This is a genomic window from Pseudomonas sp. NyZ480 (genome assembly GCF_029537255.1).
GTDB classification, from domain to species: domain Bacteria; phylum Pseudomonadota; class Gammaproteobacteria; order Pseudomonadales; family Pseudomonadaceae; genus Aquipseudomonas; species Aquipseudomonas taiwanensis.
In genome coordinates this window covers 3759738-3775516 of sequence record NZ_CP120626.1, presented here as the reverse complement: position 1 = coordinate 3775516, position 15779 = coordinate 3759738, and the positions used below count along the sequence as shown (strand labels likewise).

Sequence of the window (15779 nt, the reverse complement as noted above, 5' to 3'; positions counted from 1 at the left end):
TGCGGCGTTGGTGATCCCTGAGCTGGGACAATTGTCGATGATCCTGGCGATCTGCTTCGCCGTCGTGCAGGCCAGTGTGCCGTTGTTGGGGGCCTGGCGTGGCGACAGCCTGTGGATGAGCCTGGCGCGCCCGGCGGCCTGGGGGCAGTTCGCGTTTCTGGCGTTCGCTTTCGCCTGCCTGACCCACGCCTTCATGACCGACAATTTCTCGGTCGCCTATGTGGCCAGCAACTCCAACAGTGCCTTGCCCTGGTACTACAAGTTCAGCGCGGTGTGGGGTGCCCATGAGGGCTCGTTGCTGTTGTGGGCGCTGATTCTCGGTGGCTGGACCTTTGCCGTATCGGTGTTCTCGCGGCAACTGCCGCACGTGATGCTGGCCCGGGTACTGGCGGTGATGGGCATGATCAGCGTCGGTTTCCTGTCATTCCTGATCATCACCTCCAACCCTTTCCAGCGTCTGCTGCCGCAGGTGCCGACCGACGGACGCGACCTCAACCCGTTGCTGCAGGACTTCGGCCTGATCGTCCATCCGCCGATGCTGTACATGGGCTATGTCGGCTTCTCGGTGGCATTCGCCTTCGCCATTGCCGCTCTGCTGGGTGGCCGTCTCGATGCGGCCTGGGCACGCTGGTCGCGGCCCTGGACCATCGTTGCCTGGGCGTTTCTCGGGGTGGGTATCACCCTGGGATCGTGGTGGGCCTACTACGAGTTGGGCTGGGGCGGCTGGTGGTTCTGGGACCCGGTGGAGAATGCCTCGTTCATGCCGTGGCTGGTGGGTACGGCGCTGATCCATTCGCTGGCGGTGACCGAAAAACGTGGTGTCTTCAAAAGCTGGACGGTACTGCTGGCCATCGCCGCGTTCTCCCTGAGCCTGTTGGGAACCTTCCTGGTCCGTTCCGGGGTGCTGACCTCGGTGCATGCCTTCGCCGCCGACCCGTCCCGAGGCGTGTTCATCCTGATCTTCCTGCTGTGCGTGGTCGGCGGTTCGCTGACCCTGTTCGCCCTGCGCGCACCGGTGGTGAAAAGCCAGGTCGGCTTTGCCCTATGGTCGCGCGAGACATTGCTGTTGGCCAATAACCTGATTCTGGTGGTGGCAGCCTCGATGATCCTGCTGGGTACCTTGTACCCCCTGGTGCTCGACGCGCTGACCGGGGCCAAGCTATCGGTCGGCCCCCCTTACTTCGATGCCTTGTTCCTGCCCTTGATGGCGTTGCTGATGGTGGTGCTCGGCGTCGGCGTGGTGGTGCGTTGGAAGGACACCCCTGGCACGTGGCTGGTCAGCATGATGACCCCGGTGTTGATCGGCAGCGCAGTGCTTGCACCGGTTGCGGGCCTGATCGTCGACGACTTCGACTGGCCGACCTTGAGCGCCTTCGCCCTGGCGTCCTGGGTTGTGCTGGCTGGCCTGCGCGATATCGTCGACAAGACCCGTCACAAAGGCCTGGTCAAGGGCATGCGCGGCCTGAGCCGCAGCTATTGGGGCATGCAGCTGGCGCACCTGGGCCTGGCGGTCTGCGCCCTGGGTGTGGTGCTGTCGAGCAACAACAGCGCCGAGCGCGACCTGCGCATGGCTCCGGGCGAGAGCATCGAGCTGGGCGGTTATCACTTCCTTTTCCAGGGCGCCAAGCACTTCGAGGGCCCTAACTTCATCTCCGACAAGGGTACGGTGGTGGTGTCCCGCGAGGGCCGCGAGATCACCACGCTGCACCCTGAAAAGCGCCTGTATACCGTGCAGCAGTCGATGATGACCGAAGCCGGTATCGATGCCGGTTTCACCCGTGACCTGTACGTTGCCTTGGGCGAGCCGCTGGAGAACGGCGCCTGGGCCGTGCGTGTGCACATCAAGCCTTACGTCCGCTGGATCTGGCTGGGCGGTCTGCTGACCGGTCTGGGCGGATTGCTGGCGGCCCTGGACCGACGTTACCGCGTCAAGGTCAAGACCCGGGTGCGTGATGTCCTGGGCGTGTCTGGAGCAGCTGTATGAAGCGTTGGATCATGGTAGTACCCCTGGCGGTGTTCCTGCTGGTGGCGGTGTTTCTCTACAAGGGGCTGTTCCTCAAGCCCGACGAGCTGCCTTCGGCGATGATCGGCAAGCCGTTCCCGGCGTTCTCCCTCGCCTCGGTGCAAGGCGATCGCAATCTCACCCAGGCCGATCTGCTTGGCCGCCCGGCGCTGGTCAACGTCTGGGCGACCTGGTGCCCATCGTGCAAGGTCGAGCACCCGTACCTGAACCAACTGGCCCAGCAGGGTGTGGTGATCCATGGGGTCAACTACAAGGACGACAATGCCGCCGCGCAGAAGTGGCTGGCGGAGTTCCACAACCCTTACCAGCTCGATATCCGTGACCAGCAGGGCACGCTGGGGCTGGACCTTGGTGTGTATGGCGCACCGGAAACCTTCCTGATCGATGCCCAGGGCATCATCCGCTACAAGCACGTCGGTGTCGTCGACGCCACGGTCTGGCGTGAGCAACTGGCGCCGCTGTATCAAGGGCTGGTCGATGAGGCCAAGCCATGAGGCGCTGGCTTGCAGCCGCCGTGCTGGGCATGAGCCTGGCCGGCGTGGCCAAGGCGGCCATCGACACCTACCAGTTCCGCGATGAGGCAGAGCGCGAGCGTTACCAGCAACTGACCAAGGAATTGCGCTGCCCCAAATGCCAGAACCAGGACATCGCCGACTCCAACGCACCGATTGCCGCTGACCTGCGCCGCGAAATCTTCCGCATGCTGGGCGAGGGCAAGAGCAACCAGCAGATCATTGACTTCATGGTCGACCGCTATGGCGATTTCGTGCGCTATAAGCCGGCGCTCAGTGGGCGGACCTGGCTGCTGTGGTTTGGCCCTGGGATTCTGCTGGCCGGTGGCTTCGTGGTATTGGCGGTGATGGTCCGTCGACGCCGTGACCCTGCCGCGCAGGGTGCCAAGGAGCTGTCCGTCGAAGAACGCGAGCGTCTCGCCAAACTGCTGGATAAAGAACAGACCCATGACTGAATTCTGGCTTAGTGCGGGCCTGCTGCTGCTCGCCGCCCTCGGCTTCTTGCTGATTCCGATCCTGCGTGGCCGCCGTCGCCAGCAGGAAGAAGACCGTACCGCACTGAACGTGGCCCTGTATCAGGAACGGGTCGCCGAACTGGCTGCCCAGCAGGCGGCCGGTGTGCTCGATGAAGGGCAGTTGGCTAGTGGGCGTGACGAAGCGGCCCGTGAACTGCTGGCTGACACCGAAGGTGGCGAGGCGCAGCGTCAGGGCTATCTGGGCAAAGCCTTGCCGTTGCTGGCGGCGGTACTTGTTCCCGTAATGGCATTGGGGCTGTACCTGCACTTTGGTGCAGCGGACAAGGTCGAGTTGACCGAGGAGTTCGCCGAGGCGCCCAAGACCCTGCAAGAGATGACCTCGCGCCTGGAGCGCGCTGTCCAGGCCCAGCCAGACTCTGCCGAGGGCCTGTACTTTCTGGGCCGTTCCTATATGGCCGAGCAGCGCCCAGCCGATGCAGCGCGTACCTTCGAGCGTGCCGTAGCCTTGGCCGGGCGCCAGCCCGAGTTGCTCGGCCAGTGGGCCCAGGCGCTGTACTTTGCCGCCGACAAGCAATGGAGCGCGCCATTGCAGGCGCTTACCGACGAAGCACTGCAAGCCGATCCGAAGGAAGTGACCAGCCTGGGCCTGCGAGGCATCGCGGCGTTCGAGGGCGAGCGCTACCAGGAAGCCATCGACTACTGGCAGCGACTGCTTGCCCTGTTGCCGGAGGGTGATGCCTCGCGCGCGGCTCTGCAGGGCGGCATCGACCGCGCCGCCGAGCGGCTCGGTGGCAAGCCCGCCGCACCCGTGGCAGCACGGGTGAAAGTGCGTGTGGAGCTGGCCGCTGCGCTCAAGGACAAGGTCAAGCCTGACGACACGGTGTTCATCTTCGCCCGTGCCCTGAACGGCCCACCGATGCCTCTGGCGGCCAAGCGGGTGACGGTCGCACAGTTACCGATCGAAGTGGAGTTGTCCGACGCCGATGCGATGATGCCGCAGATGAAACTGTCCGACTTTGCTGAAGTCAAACTGGTTGCCCGTGTCTCACGTGCCGGCCAACCGACCCGCGGCGAGTGGATCGGCCAAGGCGCGCCATTGGCCAAAGGCACCCAGGCTACCCAGCACCTGATCATCGACAGCCCCGATTTGTAAGAGAACCACGCCATGCACAGCACCGTCCGCCTGACCCTGATCACCCTGGCCCTGGGTTTGTCTGCGTGTACGGTGCACGAGCCGTACGAGCAGCCCGAACCTCGCATCGAGACGCCGCCGCACCAGGGGCCGGCGGTAAAGCCATTGCCGGGTAGTCGACCGTCTACCCAGCCGAGCAAGCCGGCGTCGATACCCAAACCGATGCCGCGCACCTCCGCGAGCTTCGCGCCGCCACCGGGCGGTGCCAGCCACTGGGACCCGAAACTGGGTGTATACGTGCTAGAGAAAAAACCTAATACCTTCTACAGACAGCGCACCTATTACCGCTGGGATGGGGGCTGGAGCTGGTCGCTGAGCCCTGATGGGCCGTGGCAGGAAACCGACAGCAGTGGTGTGCCCGGCGGTCTTGGCAGGGCATTCGCCCAATAGGTCCTTGGGGCAAACCACCATTACAGTACAGTTGAACCTCGATTTATCGATTGACTGTACTGTACGGTAACTCCGCATAATGCCCCTTCGAACGAACTCGGAGGCGGCATGAGCAAAACAGTTCTGGTACTGGTGGAGACCGTCGACGATTACCTGCCTTTGCTGGAAGAGGCAGGCTATCGGCTGATCCGAGCCCCGTCGCCCTCGCTACGTGCCGATGCCATCGCCAACCATGCCCATGAGATCGACGCGGTACTCACCCGTGGCCCGCTTGGCTTGACCGCCGCCGAGATCGACACGCTACACCAGCTGCGGATCATCTGCGTGATCGGTGCCGGCTATGAGCAGGTCGACCTGGCCGCCGCCGCCGCGCGTGGTATTACCGTCACCAATGGCGCCGGAGCCAACGCCACGGCAGTCGCCGACCATACCTTGGCCATGCTGCTGGCGCTGCTGCGCGATATCCCTCGCGCCGACGCCGGTACCCGCCGAGGCGAATGGAACCGGGTAATCAGCCCCTCGGTCAGCGGCAAACGCCTGGGCATCCTCGGTCTCGGTGCAGTCGGGCAAGCGATTGCCAAGCGTGCCCACCTGGGCTTTGACATGAGCATCAGCTACCACAGCCGCACGGCTCGCCAGGACGTGCCCTACGCCTGGTTCGACAGCCCACTGAGCCTGGCCCGGGACGTGGACATTTTGGTGGTCGCCACGCCGGGGGGCGCCACTACCCGACACCTGGTCGATGCCCAGGTGCTGGAGGCGCTGGGGGCCGAGGGCTACCTGGTTAACATCGCCCGTGCCAGTGTGGTGGATACCCAGGCCTTGGTCGCAGCACTCGAGCGCGGGCAGATCGCCGGTGCCGCGCTGGACGTGTTCGATGACGAGCCTGCCGTGCCCGATGCGCTCAAGGCCCTCGGCAACACCGTGCTGACGCCCCATGTAGCTGGCCAGTCGCCGGAGGCCGCGCGGGATACTGTGTCCCTGGTATTGCGCAACCTGCAGGCCTTCTTTGCCGGCGAGCCCGTGCTGACGCCGGTGCGTCAGTAACCTTCGCTTTCGATTCCGCCCGGCGGTGACCGGGCCTCAAGGAGTGTTTGATGCAACTCGAGATATTCCAGGTCGATGCCTTCAGTGCTGAGCCTTTCGGGGGCAACCCAGCGGCGGTGATTCCGCTGGATAGCTGGCTGCCGGACGACAGGCTCCAACGCATTGCCGAAGAGAACAACCTATCCGAAACCGCTTACTTCGTCCGCAATGGCGAGACGTACGACCTGCGTTGGTTCACCCCGGCGGTCGAGGTCGATCTGTGCGGGCATGCCACGCTGGCGTCGGCCTATGTGCTGTTCGAGCAATTGGGCGAACAGGCACAAGTGCTGCGCTTCAATACCCGCAGCGGCGAACTGCGGGTCAGCCGTGGCGCCGACGGACTGCTGGCGATGGACTTTCCGGCCAGGCAGCCGGTCGCGGTGGACACCCCCGCAGGTTTGCTGCAAGCCCTGGGTCTGAACGTAGCGGGGCAGCTTTACCGCAGTGATGACTTCGTGCTGATGATCGATGACGCTTCGCTGCTTGAACCGCTCAAGCCAGATTTCGTCGCATTGTCAGCCTTCGATGTACGCGGTATCGCTGTCACTGCTCCGGGTCGTGGCTATGATTTCGTCACTCGATGGTTCGGCCCGCGGGTCGGAGTCAACGAGGACCCGGTCACGGGTTCGGCCCACACCTCGCTGGCGCCGTTGTGGGCCGAACGCCTGGGCAAGACCAGTCTGAGCTGCGAGCAGGGCGGGGCACGCAAGGGTCAGCTGCATTGTGAAGTGCCTGGCAATGGCCGGGTGATCATCAGCGGCCGGGCGGCGCTCTACCTCAAGGGTCGCGTGTTCATCTGACTGGCAGACCGCACCGTTCCTGAAAGTGCAAGCCATCCCTGAGCGGATTTATCCGCGATGCGCCGCGCGGGCGGCGCTTTTTTCCCGGCAGGCACCCGGCAGCCTTCGAATGGCCGTTCGTCGGGAGTGCGGGCTCTCGTAGAGTCCCATTCTCCGCCCCTCCCGAGATCACCCGTATTGGCCTGCTTCCTGTCACCTGACTTTCCAGTCAACTGCGCAAGAAGTTGCGCACTCAAATGTGGATAAACCTGTGCACACATTCCTGTAGGCCTTGAGAAATATGGCGTACAGGCAACTGCGCAACTTTTTGCACACCACTGCGCAAGAAGTTGCGCACTTTTCCCGTGGTTTTTTCCGAAAAAGCTCCCCGATTTTCAGCGTGGATCGCTGCAGGCCTTGATCTACAAGGCTTTTCCTCAAGTTGGCACGACTTTTGTCATATCAAGATCCGATTGACCGGCAATTAGCTGCCGAAAAAGGCACTTATCCACAGCAAGGAGAGCAGCACCATGGCAACACCCGCGTACATGTCCGTCACCGGCGAAAAACAAGGCCTGATCACCGCTGGCGCGTTCACCGCCGATTCGGTGGGCAACACCTACCAGGAAGGCCACGAAGACCAGGTGATGGTCCAGGGCTTCGAACACGAAGTGATCATCCCCCGTGACCCGCAGTCCGGCCAACCGACCGGCCAGCGCGTGCACAAGCCGGTGAAGATCACCAAGGTCTTCGACAAGGCCTCGCCACTGCTGCTGGCGGCCCTGACCTCCGGCGAGCGCATGACCAAGGTCGAGATCAAGTGGTACCGCACCTCGGCGGCCGGCACCCAGGAGCACTACTACACCACCGTCCTGGAAGACGCGATCATCGTCGACATGAAGGACTACATGCACAACTGCCAGGACCCGGCCAACGCCCACTTCACCCACCTGGAAGACGTGTACTTCACCTACCGCAAGATCACCTGGACCCACGAGGTCTCCGGGACTTCCGGTTCCGACGACTGGCGCGTTCCGGTCGCAGGCTAAACCTGGATCACACCGCTGCCTGCCGCGTTCGCGCGGCGGGCTGCGGTCGTTTTCACTACGTTTTCCTAAAGGAGGACAGGGATGTTTGCCGCCGCGAACCAGACCCATTTCAGCTTGCACATCGACGGCCTGGAGCACGATTTCCAGGTCCTCGCCTTCAACGGCACGGAAGCCATCAGCCACGCCTATGCCATTGACCTCGAGCTGGTCAGCGAACGCCCTTCGCTGGACCTGGAACGCCTGCTGCACAAACCCGCTTTCCTCCAGCTCGGCGATGCCGGCCGTGGCCTGCACGGCCTGAGCCCTCCCGCCAACCCGGCCAAGCGCCCGCTGGGCAGTGAGGTGCTGGCATGAGTGGCGAATCCAAGCAACGCGAAGCGCAAGTCGCGGTCGCCCCACTCAACACCATCGACGCCAAGGACGTGGGCCGCGGCGCCGCCGCCTTCGACGCCTGGTTGCAGTCGGTCAGCAGCGGCTACGTCACCCTCGAACGGATCAAGACCGTGGCCGGTGCCTTGCCGGTGGTGGGCAACATCATGGCCCTGGTCGACGCCCTGGGCGATGTGGTCACCCTGGTCAAGAGCAAGCACCGCCAGGTGCTCGACTGGGTCAGCCTGGGCATCAACCTGATCGGCGTATTGCCAGCGCCGCCGACCATGGCCGCCGCCCGCATGAGCTTGCGCCCGACCTTGTTCCTGGTCCGCCAGGAGCTGCGCAACAGCGCCAAGATGCTGCTGGGCGACTCGCTGATCACGGTGCTGATGGGCCACCTCAACGCCACCATCGCCGGGACCCTCGACGACTTTGTGACCCAGGCACAGCCAAAGATCGCCGGCATTCTCAAGGACGCGGGCGATCTGGGTACCAAGGTGACTGGCGAAATTGCCACGGGCCTGGAGAAAGTCGTGCTCGGCCAACTCGACGCCCAGGGCGACAAGGCGGCGGCGAGCAAGCAGATGGCAGCCGCCAGCGACCAGTTGCTCAACGACCCCAAGGCGGCGATCAGCAACTTCTTCGGGGCGGTGCACAGCGCCTGCAAGGCGGCTGGTAAAGGCATGGCCAACAGCGCTACCAGCAAGCTGTTGCCCGATGACATCAAGAACAGCGTGCTGGCCAATACCGGGCAGCTGCGAGCGCTGGGCGGGGAAATGGCCACGCAGCTGAACAAGCTGTCCGATCCTGCAACGCAGATGAGCATCGGTTGGATGCTGACGGTGCTGGGTGGGGCGGTGGCAGGCTTCCGCAGCCGCCACAAGAACGGCCAGCCAGGGGTGGCCAAGCCGGATACCGTGACCAAGGTGGAGCGGGAGCAGAGCAAGGGTGAGCTTGCTGTCGTGGGTAAACAGGCCCCAGCCGAGCAGACCCCAAGCCCCAAGCGTCCACCGTGCCCCGCTGAACCGAAGGCCCGTACCGGCCACAGCATCAGCTTCTCGCTGGGCTCGGAATTCATTCAGCACACCGATTTCAGCTTGCCAGGCCCATTTCCCATCGAGTGGGAGCGGATCTACCACTCGCGCCTGGCCGAGTACGACCAGGGCAGCCTGGGCGCTCGTTGGGTAACCGAGTTCACCACCCGCATCGACATTGTCGGCAAAGGCGTGCTGTTCCACGACTTCGACGGCCGCAGCCACGCATTCGAGCTGCCCAAGGTCGGCAAGGCGCTGTTCAACGCCATCGAAGACTTGCTGCTGGTGCGCAGCACCGACAGCGAACTGGTGATCTGCCGTGGGTTCGTGCGCAAGGAATACTACCTGCGCGTGGGCGAACGTTATTACCTGCGCAAGATCCTGCTGGAGAACGACGCCGGCTGCATGCTGCATTACGAGCATCGCCACGAAGGCCGCCCCGTGCTGTCCGACATCATCACCTTCCAGGGTGATGCGAAGAACGTCCTACGTCACCTCGGCACCCTGATCGATGATCACGGCCATATCAAAGGCCTGTGGGAAATGCGCGACGGTCAGCCGCTACGCCAGCTCTGCGCCTATCACTATGACGAACAGGGCGACCTGATCGCCGCCCAGGACGAGAACGGCGCCGCCTGGCATTACCAGTATCAGCACCACCTGGTTACCCGCTACACCGACCGCACCGGGCGCGGCATGAACCTGGAATGGGAGGGCAGCAGCGCCCAGGCCAAGGCGATCCATGAATGGGCCGACGACGGCAGCTACGACACGCGTCTGGCGTGGGACGAGAACATCCGCCTGACCTACGTCACCGACGCTCACGGCCAGGAGACCTGGTACTACTACGATATCCAGGGCCACCTGTATCGCATCCGCTACCCGGACGAACGCTCCGAGTGGCTGTTCCGCGATGAGCGCAAGAAGCTCCTGCGCCACGTGCACGCCGATGGCAGCGAAGACCGCTACGACTACGACGATCAAGGCAGCGTCATTCGCCATATCCGTGCCGACCACAGCAAGACGCACTTTGCCTACGACGACCGTCGTCACCCGATCAAGATCCGCGACGCAGAAGGCGGCCTGTGGCTGCGTGATTACGACCAGAAAGGCAACCTGGTCGAAACCACCGACCCGCTGGGCAACAAGACCGAATTCGCCTACACGCCTTCGGGCCTGGTGAAGGCGATCAAGGATGCCAACGGCAACGAGAAGAAGCTGGCGTACAACGCGGCGGACCAGCTGATCGAGTACACCGACTGCTCGGGCAAGACCAGTCAATGGGAGTACGACGACGTCGGTCGTCTGGTGCTGTTCACCGATGCGGCGGGCAACAAGACCACCTACGCGTACAAGGCCGGTCAGCTGGCGAAAGTCACCCACCCCGACAACACCGAAGAGCGTTTCGAACGCGATGCCGAAGGCCGCCTGTTGGCCCACGTCGACGCGCTGGACCGCTGCACTACCTGGTCCTACGACGCGGCCGGCAAACTGGTCGAACGGGTCGACGCCAACGAGCACAGCCTGCGCTACCGCTGGGACAAGCTGGGCCGCCTGATCGGGCTGGAGAACGAGAACGACAGCAAGGCCACGTTCCTGTACGACCCGGTCGGTCGCCTGCTGGAAGAAAAGGGCTTCGATGGTTTGGTCACCCGCTACCAGTACGACCCGGACAGCGGTCGACTGGCCAGCACCCAGGTCGGTCAACGCCGGATCGACATCACCTTCGATGCCGTCGGGCGTCTGGCCTCGCGCACGGCCCGCCAGGGCGACCAGCGCCAGGAAGAAACCTTTGCCTACGACGGCAACGGCAAGCTGATCCAGGCCATCAATGCCGACAGCAAGCTGCAATGGTTCCATGACGAAGCGGGCAACCTCACTCGCGAGCATCAGTACTACCTCAAGACCGCTGTGCCGATGGTCGCGGTGTGGAAGCACGAGTATGACGCGCTGAACCTGCGCACGGCGACGATTCGCCCCGATGGCCATAAGGTCAGCACGCTCACCTACGGCAGCGGTCACGTGCTGGGCATGACCGTTGACCAGCATGAGCTGCTGGCCTATGAGCGCGATGCTCTGCACCGTGAGGTGGTCCGGCACCAGGGCAACCAGCTGATGCAGACCCAGGCGTGGGACCCGGCGGGTCGCCTGCAGGAGCAATGGCTGGGTAGCCACGACGGCAAGTCCACGTTGCTCAAGCGCCAGTATCAATACGATGCCGTCGGCCAGCTGACCGACATCCACGACACCCGCCGTGGTCACCTGGCTTATCAGTACGACCCGGTGGGCCGCCTGCTGCAAGCCACCAGTCGCCTGGGTGTCGAGACCTTCGCCTTCGACCCGGCCGGCAACCTGCTGGACCAGAAGACCCAGGAACTCAACCGCCCGCTGGAAAGCGACCCGCGTCGCAACAAGCTGATGGACAACCTGCTGCGCGAGTACGCCGGCACGCATTACCAGTACGACGAACGCGGCAACCTCATCCACCGCCTGCACAACGGCGACAAGGCCCGCCTGACCTGGGACCTGTTCGACCGTCTGGTCCGCTTCGACGATGGCAAGCTCAGCGTGGCATACAGCTACGACGCGCTGGGCCGTCGCCTGCACAAACACTCGACCGCGCATCACTACGACGATCCCCGTGCGGGCAGCGGCTGGAACCAGATGCAACGCGCCAAGCGCCAGCGCGAACTGGGTTGCGGTTACACCCTGTACGGCTGGGATGGCGACAACCTCGCCTGGGAAAGCTCGCCGCCGCAGGACGAAGGCGAGACCGGGCGGACCGTGCACTACCTGTACGAACCGGACAGCTTCGTGCCCGTCGCGCAGGCCCTGCGCAAGGCACCGATTCGCCTGTTGCGGCAGCCGGACTGGCGTGGACGCGAATACGACATCGACCAGGACCCGCTGTGGCAGCACGAAGTGAAACCGCCGCCGATCGATGCGATTGCCTGGTATCAGTGCGATCACCTCGGTACGCCGATGGAGCTGACTGACCACCACGGAGAGGTGGCGTGGGCGGGGCAGTACAAGGCGTGGGGTGACGTGCGCGAGGTGCGTTCGGACTGGGCCAAGAAGGTTGGGATGACCAACCCGATTCGCTTCCAGGGGCAGTACCACGATCATGAGACCGGGCTGCATTACAACCGGTATCGGTACTATGATCCGAGGGTTGGGCGGTTCGTGAGCCAGGACCCGATCAGCTACGGCGGCGGTTTCAACCTCTATGAGTATGTTCCGAACCCTATTGATTGGATCGATCCGTGGGGACTGAAGCGGATCAAGAATGCGATTGATGGGGATCGCCGCCATCAGGAATTCAATGCGGAAATTAAAACTCAGCATCCAAATGCGACTATTCAGAGTGAGTGTTATCTGCGGGATGCAAGCGGGAAGTCAGTCAAAGACCCTCATACTGGTGAACGCCGGCGGGTAGACACAGTTGTGATCGAGAGCGGAGAGGCCAAAACCTACGAGGTTACGAGTATGACGGCTGATAAAACGGACCAGATTCTTAAAGAGCGTCGAATATTAGCGACGGGTGGTAAATTTGTTAAAGATCGCTCCACTGGGAAACTAGTACCTGTGGCGGGCATTTCAGAGGTCGTTAGGAGAGATTGAATGAGCGACTATCCAGTATGGGATATAGATGGTGTGCTTGAAGCATATGCTAATATACCAGAGTGGCATGCAAGCATTGGTAGAGCTCTTGAGAACCTATTTTTGTTCATGGAAAGTAATGGTCTTTTGAATTGTCGGGTAAGTGATGAGAGCGGGAAATTAGTAAAGCGTGTGATTATGAGTAGCGAAATTACCGCGGAGGGCGATTTGCTATCAAGTGGTCGTAATAATGCAGTCGATAAGTGGTTGCGCTCAAAGGCAAGATTCAAAGACCCAGATGACTTAAGATCTCTTGAGAAGGCTTTGATGGATATTCGTGCGAAGAAACTCTAGCTGCGCTGCTTTCTAGACTGGCTAACCAGTAGGTGCTTGAGCCTAGGTTAGCTAGTTGTGAAAAAATAGACACCGATTAATTTATAGAGTTAGTGCTTTCTGGAAGTGTTGCGTATAGTGCTGGATTTGGTTCCTGAGCTATCGTAAAACGAGCGCAGGCGGCATGGTGTAATTTTCCTTTAAAATTGCCTCTTGCTGTTAGTGTTCTGTCTTCGATAAAACGTTCTCTTCGCTCTCGCCTGTCATGGCCTCTCGGGCACGCTGGATCTTGCGCAAGATGTCTTCACCTTTTGCGTTCCAGACATACCGGCAGGGCTGAGCGTTGTGCAGCGCTAAAAACGTGGTAATGGAACTGGCCAATTCGCGTGTCGAGCTGAAGCTGCCGTCGCGTAGGTAAACGGTGATATCCCGGAAAAAGCGCTCAACCATGTTCATCCAGGAGCTTGAAGTCGGAGTGAAGTGCATATGGAACCGTGGATGCCGCTTGAGCCACTCCTTGACGACGGGATGCTTGTGAGTGGCGTAGTTGTCCACGATCAAGTGCAGTTGCAGGCCTTTGGGTGTTTCCCGGTTGATCTTTTTCAGAAAGGCCAGCCACTCCTGATGCCGGTGCTGTGTTTCGATGCTGCTGATCAGCCGACCTTGCAGATAATCCATGGCTGCGAACAGCGTGAGCGTGCCGTGACGGACATAGTCATGAGTTTGCGTACGGATATGGCCGATGCCCAATGGCAAGCCTGGCTGTGTGCGCTGCAAGGCTTGAACCTGGCTCTTTTCATCGCAGCAGAGCACCAGAGGTGGCGTGGGCGGGGCAGTACAAGGCTTGGGGTGACGTGCGCGAGGTGCGCTCGGAGTGGGCCAAGCAGGTTGGGATGAGCAACCCGATTCGCTTCCAGGGGCAGTACCACGATCATGAGACGGGGCTGCATTACAACCGGTATCGGTACTATGATCCGAGGGTTGGGCGGTTTGTGAGCCAGGACCCGATCAGCTACGGCGGCGGTTTAAACCTGTTCGAGTATGCTGCTAATCCAATTGACTTGATGGACCCTTTGGGTCTAGCCAAAAGTAAATACAATGTGGGAGCCAACACCGCTGGTAAAGATGTGCTCGCCCGTGGCGTGCATGTGAATGTTGATGGGCCAGGGTTGCCCAGAAAAGGTGGACATATCACATTGCAACCTGATGCTGATGGAAAAAGCGTAAAGCTTGCGCCTGCTGATAAAGCTACTAGAGATATGTCACCTTCTCAATGGCGTAATGCATGTGGATCCATCTCAAAACATCTTGAGGACTCGAAAAATGTAGATCGACTTGCTAAGTCGGCGCAGGCAGGTATTGATGAAAACCCTAAGTCCAATCGTGTGGGCGAGCTTTCACAGGTCAAGGGTATTTTACAAGCACATCACGACAATGGAACAAATCCGATCAAGAGGCAAGGCGGATGAATTACCTAGAATGTAATGCTCAAGAGCTATGCTTGAAGTATGTGATGAATGCCTCAAATATCGTTCCTAAGATTTTTGCTCTGCCGAGCTTCAGTGCGGCCGATCTTAAGTCAGAAGGTTTTGATATGATTGGCGATTGCGATGACTTTCACCTCTATGAAAAGAGTTTTCTGGCTATTCATTTTAAGCGGTCCGTTGATGTTACGCTGAAAAGATATTTTTTCAATGAAAAAGAAAGCGGTTGTGGAATTTCCCTGTCGCCGGGGGTGCGATTAGCCCCCTTGCTGAAAAGGCTTTTTTTGCAGGATGTAAGCTTGGAGTGCTACTTTTTTGAGAACATGCTTGATGGGGCATTGGTGATCGATTGTTGCTCGGTAATGAGGTTTTCTATTAATCGCGCAGGGACAGCGTATGAGGTTCGAGAGTTGGAGTCGGGTCAAGGTTCTTATAGTGAAGGCGCTGCTGTGAGTTCGATAAGACGGTCCATGTCCCCTCTTTCGAAAATGGTGGAGGATGGTCGGGGTAAGGTTGCTGTTTTTCATCGATTGGTTAATTATTTTGAGAGTCGGCAGACTTTGCGATAGCTGGATGGAACGATCTTCCGGGGATCAATTTGATAGCCATCATCTATCTCAAATGGAAAGCGAAAACGTGTGAAATCCTGGCGGCAGCGCTTGGGCAATCCCACCGCTCCAGGATGAAGGGTCAGTAATACGCCGGGTATGCGTGCGGATCCTCGGGGCCTTTGGGATGCTCCCCCTTCTCCGATCTGCCAAGTATTACCTGTACGAACCGGACAGCTTCGTGCCCGTCGCGCAGGCGCTGCGCAAGGCACCGATTCGCCTGTTACGGCAGCCGGACTGGCGTGGACGCGAATACGACATCGACCAGGACCCGCTGTGGCAGCACGAAGTGAAACCGCAGCCGATCGATGCGATTGCCTGGTACCAGTGCGATTACCTCGGTACGCCGATGGAGCTGACCGACCACCACGGAGAGGTGGCGTGGGCGGGGCAGTACAAGGCGTGGGGTGACGTGCGCGAGGTGCGTTCGGACTGGGCCAAGCAGGTTGGGATGAGCAACCCGATTCGCTTCCAGGGGCAGTACCACGATCATGAGACGGGGCTGCATTACAACCGTTATCGGTACTATGAACCGAGGGTCGGGCGGTTTGTGAGTCAGGACCCGATTAGCTACGGCGGCGGTTTAAACCTGTTTGCCTATGCGCCGAACCCTGTGGAGTGGATTGATCCATTCGGTCTTTCCATGTGCTTCTTGGATAACCCTAAGAAGAAAGTGAATAGTGCAGAGGTAGGGGATATCGTCAGGACGCCATCAACCCATCCTGAAGACTTTGTGAAGCTCAGGGGGGAGACTATAAGAATAGTAAGACGAATGAGATATGGAGCAAGAGTGATACGTCTCATAGCGACAAGCAAGGCGAGTGGAAGGTTGGTATAGGAA

The 15779-nt window shown here is 60.7% G+C and carries 12 protein-coding genes and 3 pseudogenes; 14 read left to right on the top strand and 1 reads right to left on the bottom strand.

Annotated features, from left to right (window positions below):
* Nucleotides 1-10 precede the first annotated feature (10 nt).
* The 11 genes and pseudogenes from P3R38_RS17265 (at nucleotide 11) to P3R38_RS17215 (ending at nucleotide 12867) form a co-directional block, all read left to right on the top strand.
* Nucleotides 11-1984, top strand: coding sequence for a heme lyase CcmF/NrfE family subunit (locus P3R38_RS17265; protein WP_177429864.1), 1974 nt, complete (start codon nucleotides 11-13; stop codon nucleotides 1982-1984).
* Entirely contained in the window at nucleotides 1981-2517 is a 537-nt protein-coding gene (locus tag P3R38_RS17260) for a DsbE family thiol:disulfide interchange protein (protein ID WP_023381491.1), read from the top strand. The genes P3R38_RS17265 and P3R38_RS17260 overlap by 4 nt, the downstream gene beginning before the upstream one ends.
* Nucleotides 2514-2990 carry a cytochrome c-type biogenesis protein gene (locus P3R38_RS17255; RefSeq protein WP_023381490.1) on the top strand — a complete coding sequence of 159 codons (477 nt, stop codon included), beginning with the start codon at nucleotides 2514-2516 and terminating at the stop codon, nucleotides 2988-2990. The genes P3R38_RS17260 and P3R38_RS17255 overlap by 4 nt, the downstream gene beginning before the upstream one ends.
* Nucleotides 2983-4164, top strand: a complete 1182-nt coding sequence (gene ccmI / locus P3R38_RS17250) for a c-type cytochrome biogenesis protein CcmI (RefSeq protein ID WP_277686461.1) — start codon at nucleotides 2983-2985, stop codon at nucleotides 4162-4164. Before P3R38_RS17255 ends, ccmI begins: the two co-directional genes overlap by 8 nt.
* 12 nt (nucleotides 4165-4176) lie before the next feature.
* Nucleotides 4177-4593 (top strand): hypothetical protein, encoded by a 417-nt coding sequence (locus P3R38_RS17245; RefSeq protein ID WP_023381488.1) that lies wholly within the window; start codon nucleotides 4177-4179, stop codon nucleotides 4591-4593.
* A gap of 108 nt (nucleotides 4594-4701) precedes the next feature.
* The gene (locus tag P3R38_RS17240; protein ID WP_027908251.1) at nucleotides 4702-5640 is read left to right on the top strand and encodes a 2-hydroxyacid dehydrogenase; all 939 of its coding nucleotides are present in this window, start codon (nucleotides 4702-4704) and stop codon (nucleotides 5638-5640) included.
* 50 nt (nucleotides 5641-5690) lie between these two features.
* On the top strand, nucleotides 5691-6479 hold the full coding sequence (locus tag P3R38_RS17235) for a PhzF family phenazine biosynthesis protein (RefSeq protein WP_023381486.1): 789 nt from the start codon (nucleotides 5691-5693) through the stop codon (nucleotides 6477-6479).
* A 509-nt stretch (nucleotides 6480-6988) separates the two neighbouring features.
* A complete protein-coding gene (locus tag P3R38_RS17230) occupies nucleotides 6989-7507 on the top strand; it encodes an Hcp family type VI secretion system effector (RefSeq protein WP_023382567.1) in 519 nt (172 codons plus the stop codon).
* Nucleotides 7508-7588: 81 nt separating this feature from the next.
* Nucleotides 7589-7807: pseudogene (locus tag P3R38_RS17225) on the top strand (type VI secretion system tip protein VgrG); the annotation flags it as partial.
* A gap of 50 nt (nucleotides 7808-7857) precedes the next feature.
* Nucleotides 7858-12534: an RHS repeat-associated core domain-containing protein gene (locus P3R38_RS17220; protein WP_277686460.1), complete on the top strand. Its 4677-nt coding sequence runs from the start codon at nucleotides 7858-7860 to the stop codon at nucleotides 12532-12534.
* Nucleotides 12535-12867: a hypothetical protein gene (locus P3R38_RS17215; RefSeq protein WP_104881417.1), complete on the top strand. Its 333-nt coding sequence runs from the start codon at nucleotides 12535-12537 to the stop codon at nucleotides 12865-12867.
* Between the two features lie 198 nt (nucleotides 12868-13065).
* On the opposite strand, the pseudogene P3R38_RS17210 reads toward P3R38_RS17215, so the two are convergent.
* Nucleotides 13066-13662 (bottom strand): annotated as a pseudogene (locus P3R38_RS17210) (IS630 family transposase); the annotation flags it as partial.
* 77 nt (nucleotides 13663-13739) lie between these two features.
* On the opposite strand from P3R38_RS17210, the gene P3R38_RS17205 reads away from it, so the two are divergent.
* From P3R38_RS17205 to P3R38_RS17195, 3 genes and pseudogenes are all read left to right on the top strand, one after another.
* On the top strand, nucleotides 13740-14315 hold the full coding sequence (locus P3R38_RS17205) for an RHS repeat-associated core domain-containing protein (RefSeq protein WP_277686459.1): 576 nt from the start codon (nucleotides 13740-13742) through the stop codon (nucleotides 14313-14315).
* A complete protein-coding gene (locus tag P3R38_RS17200) occupies nucleotides 14312-14899 on the top strand; it encodes a hypothetical protein (RefSeq protein ID WP_202675491.1) in 588 nt (195 codons plus the stop codon). The genes P3R38_RS17205 and P3R38_RS17200 overlap by 4 nt, the downstream gene beginning before the upstream one ends.
* 193 nt (nucleotides 14900-15092) lie before the next feature.
* Nucleotides 15093-15578: pseudogene (locus tag P3R38_RS17195) on the top strand (RHS repeat-associated core domain-containing protein); the annotation flags it as partial.
* Nucleotides 15579-15779 lie beyond the last annotated feature (201 nt).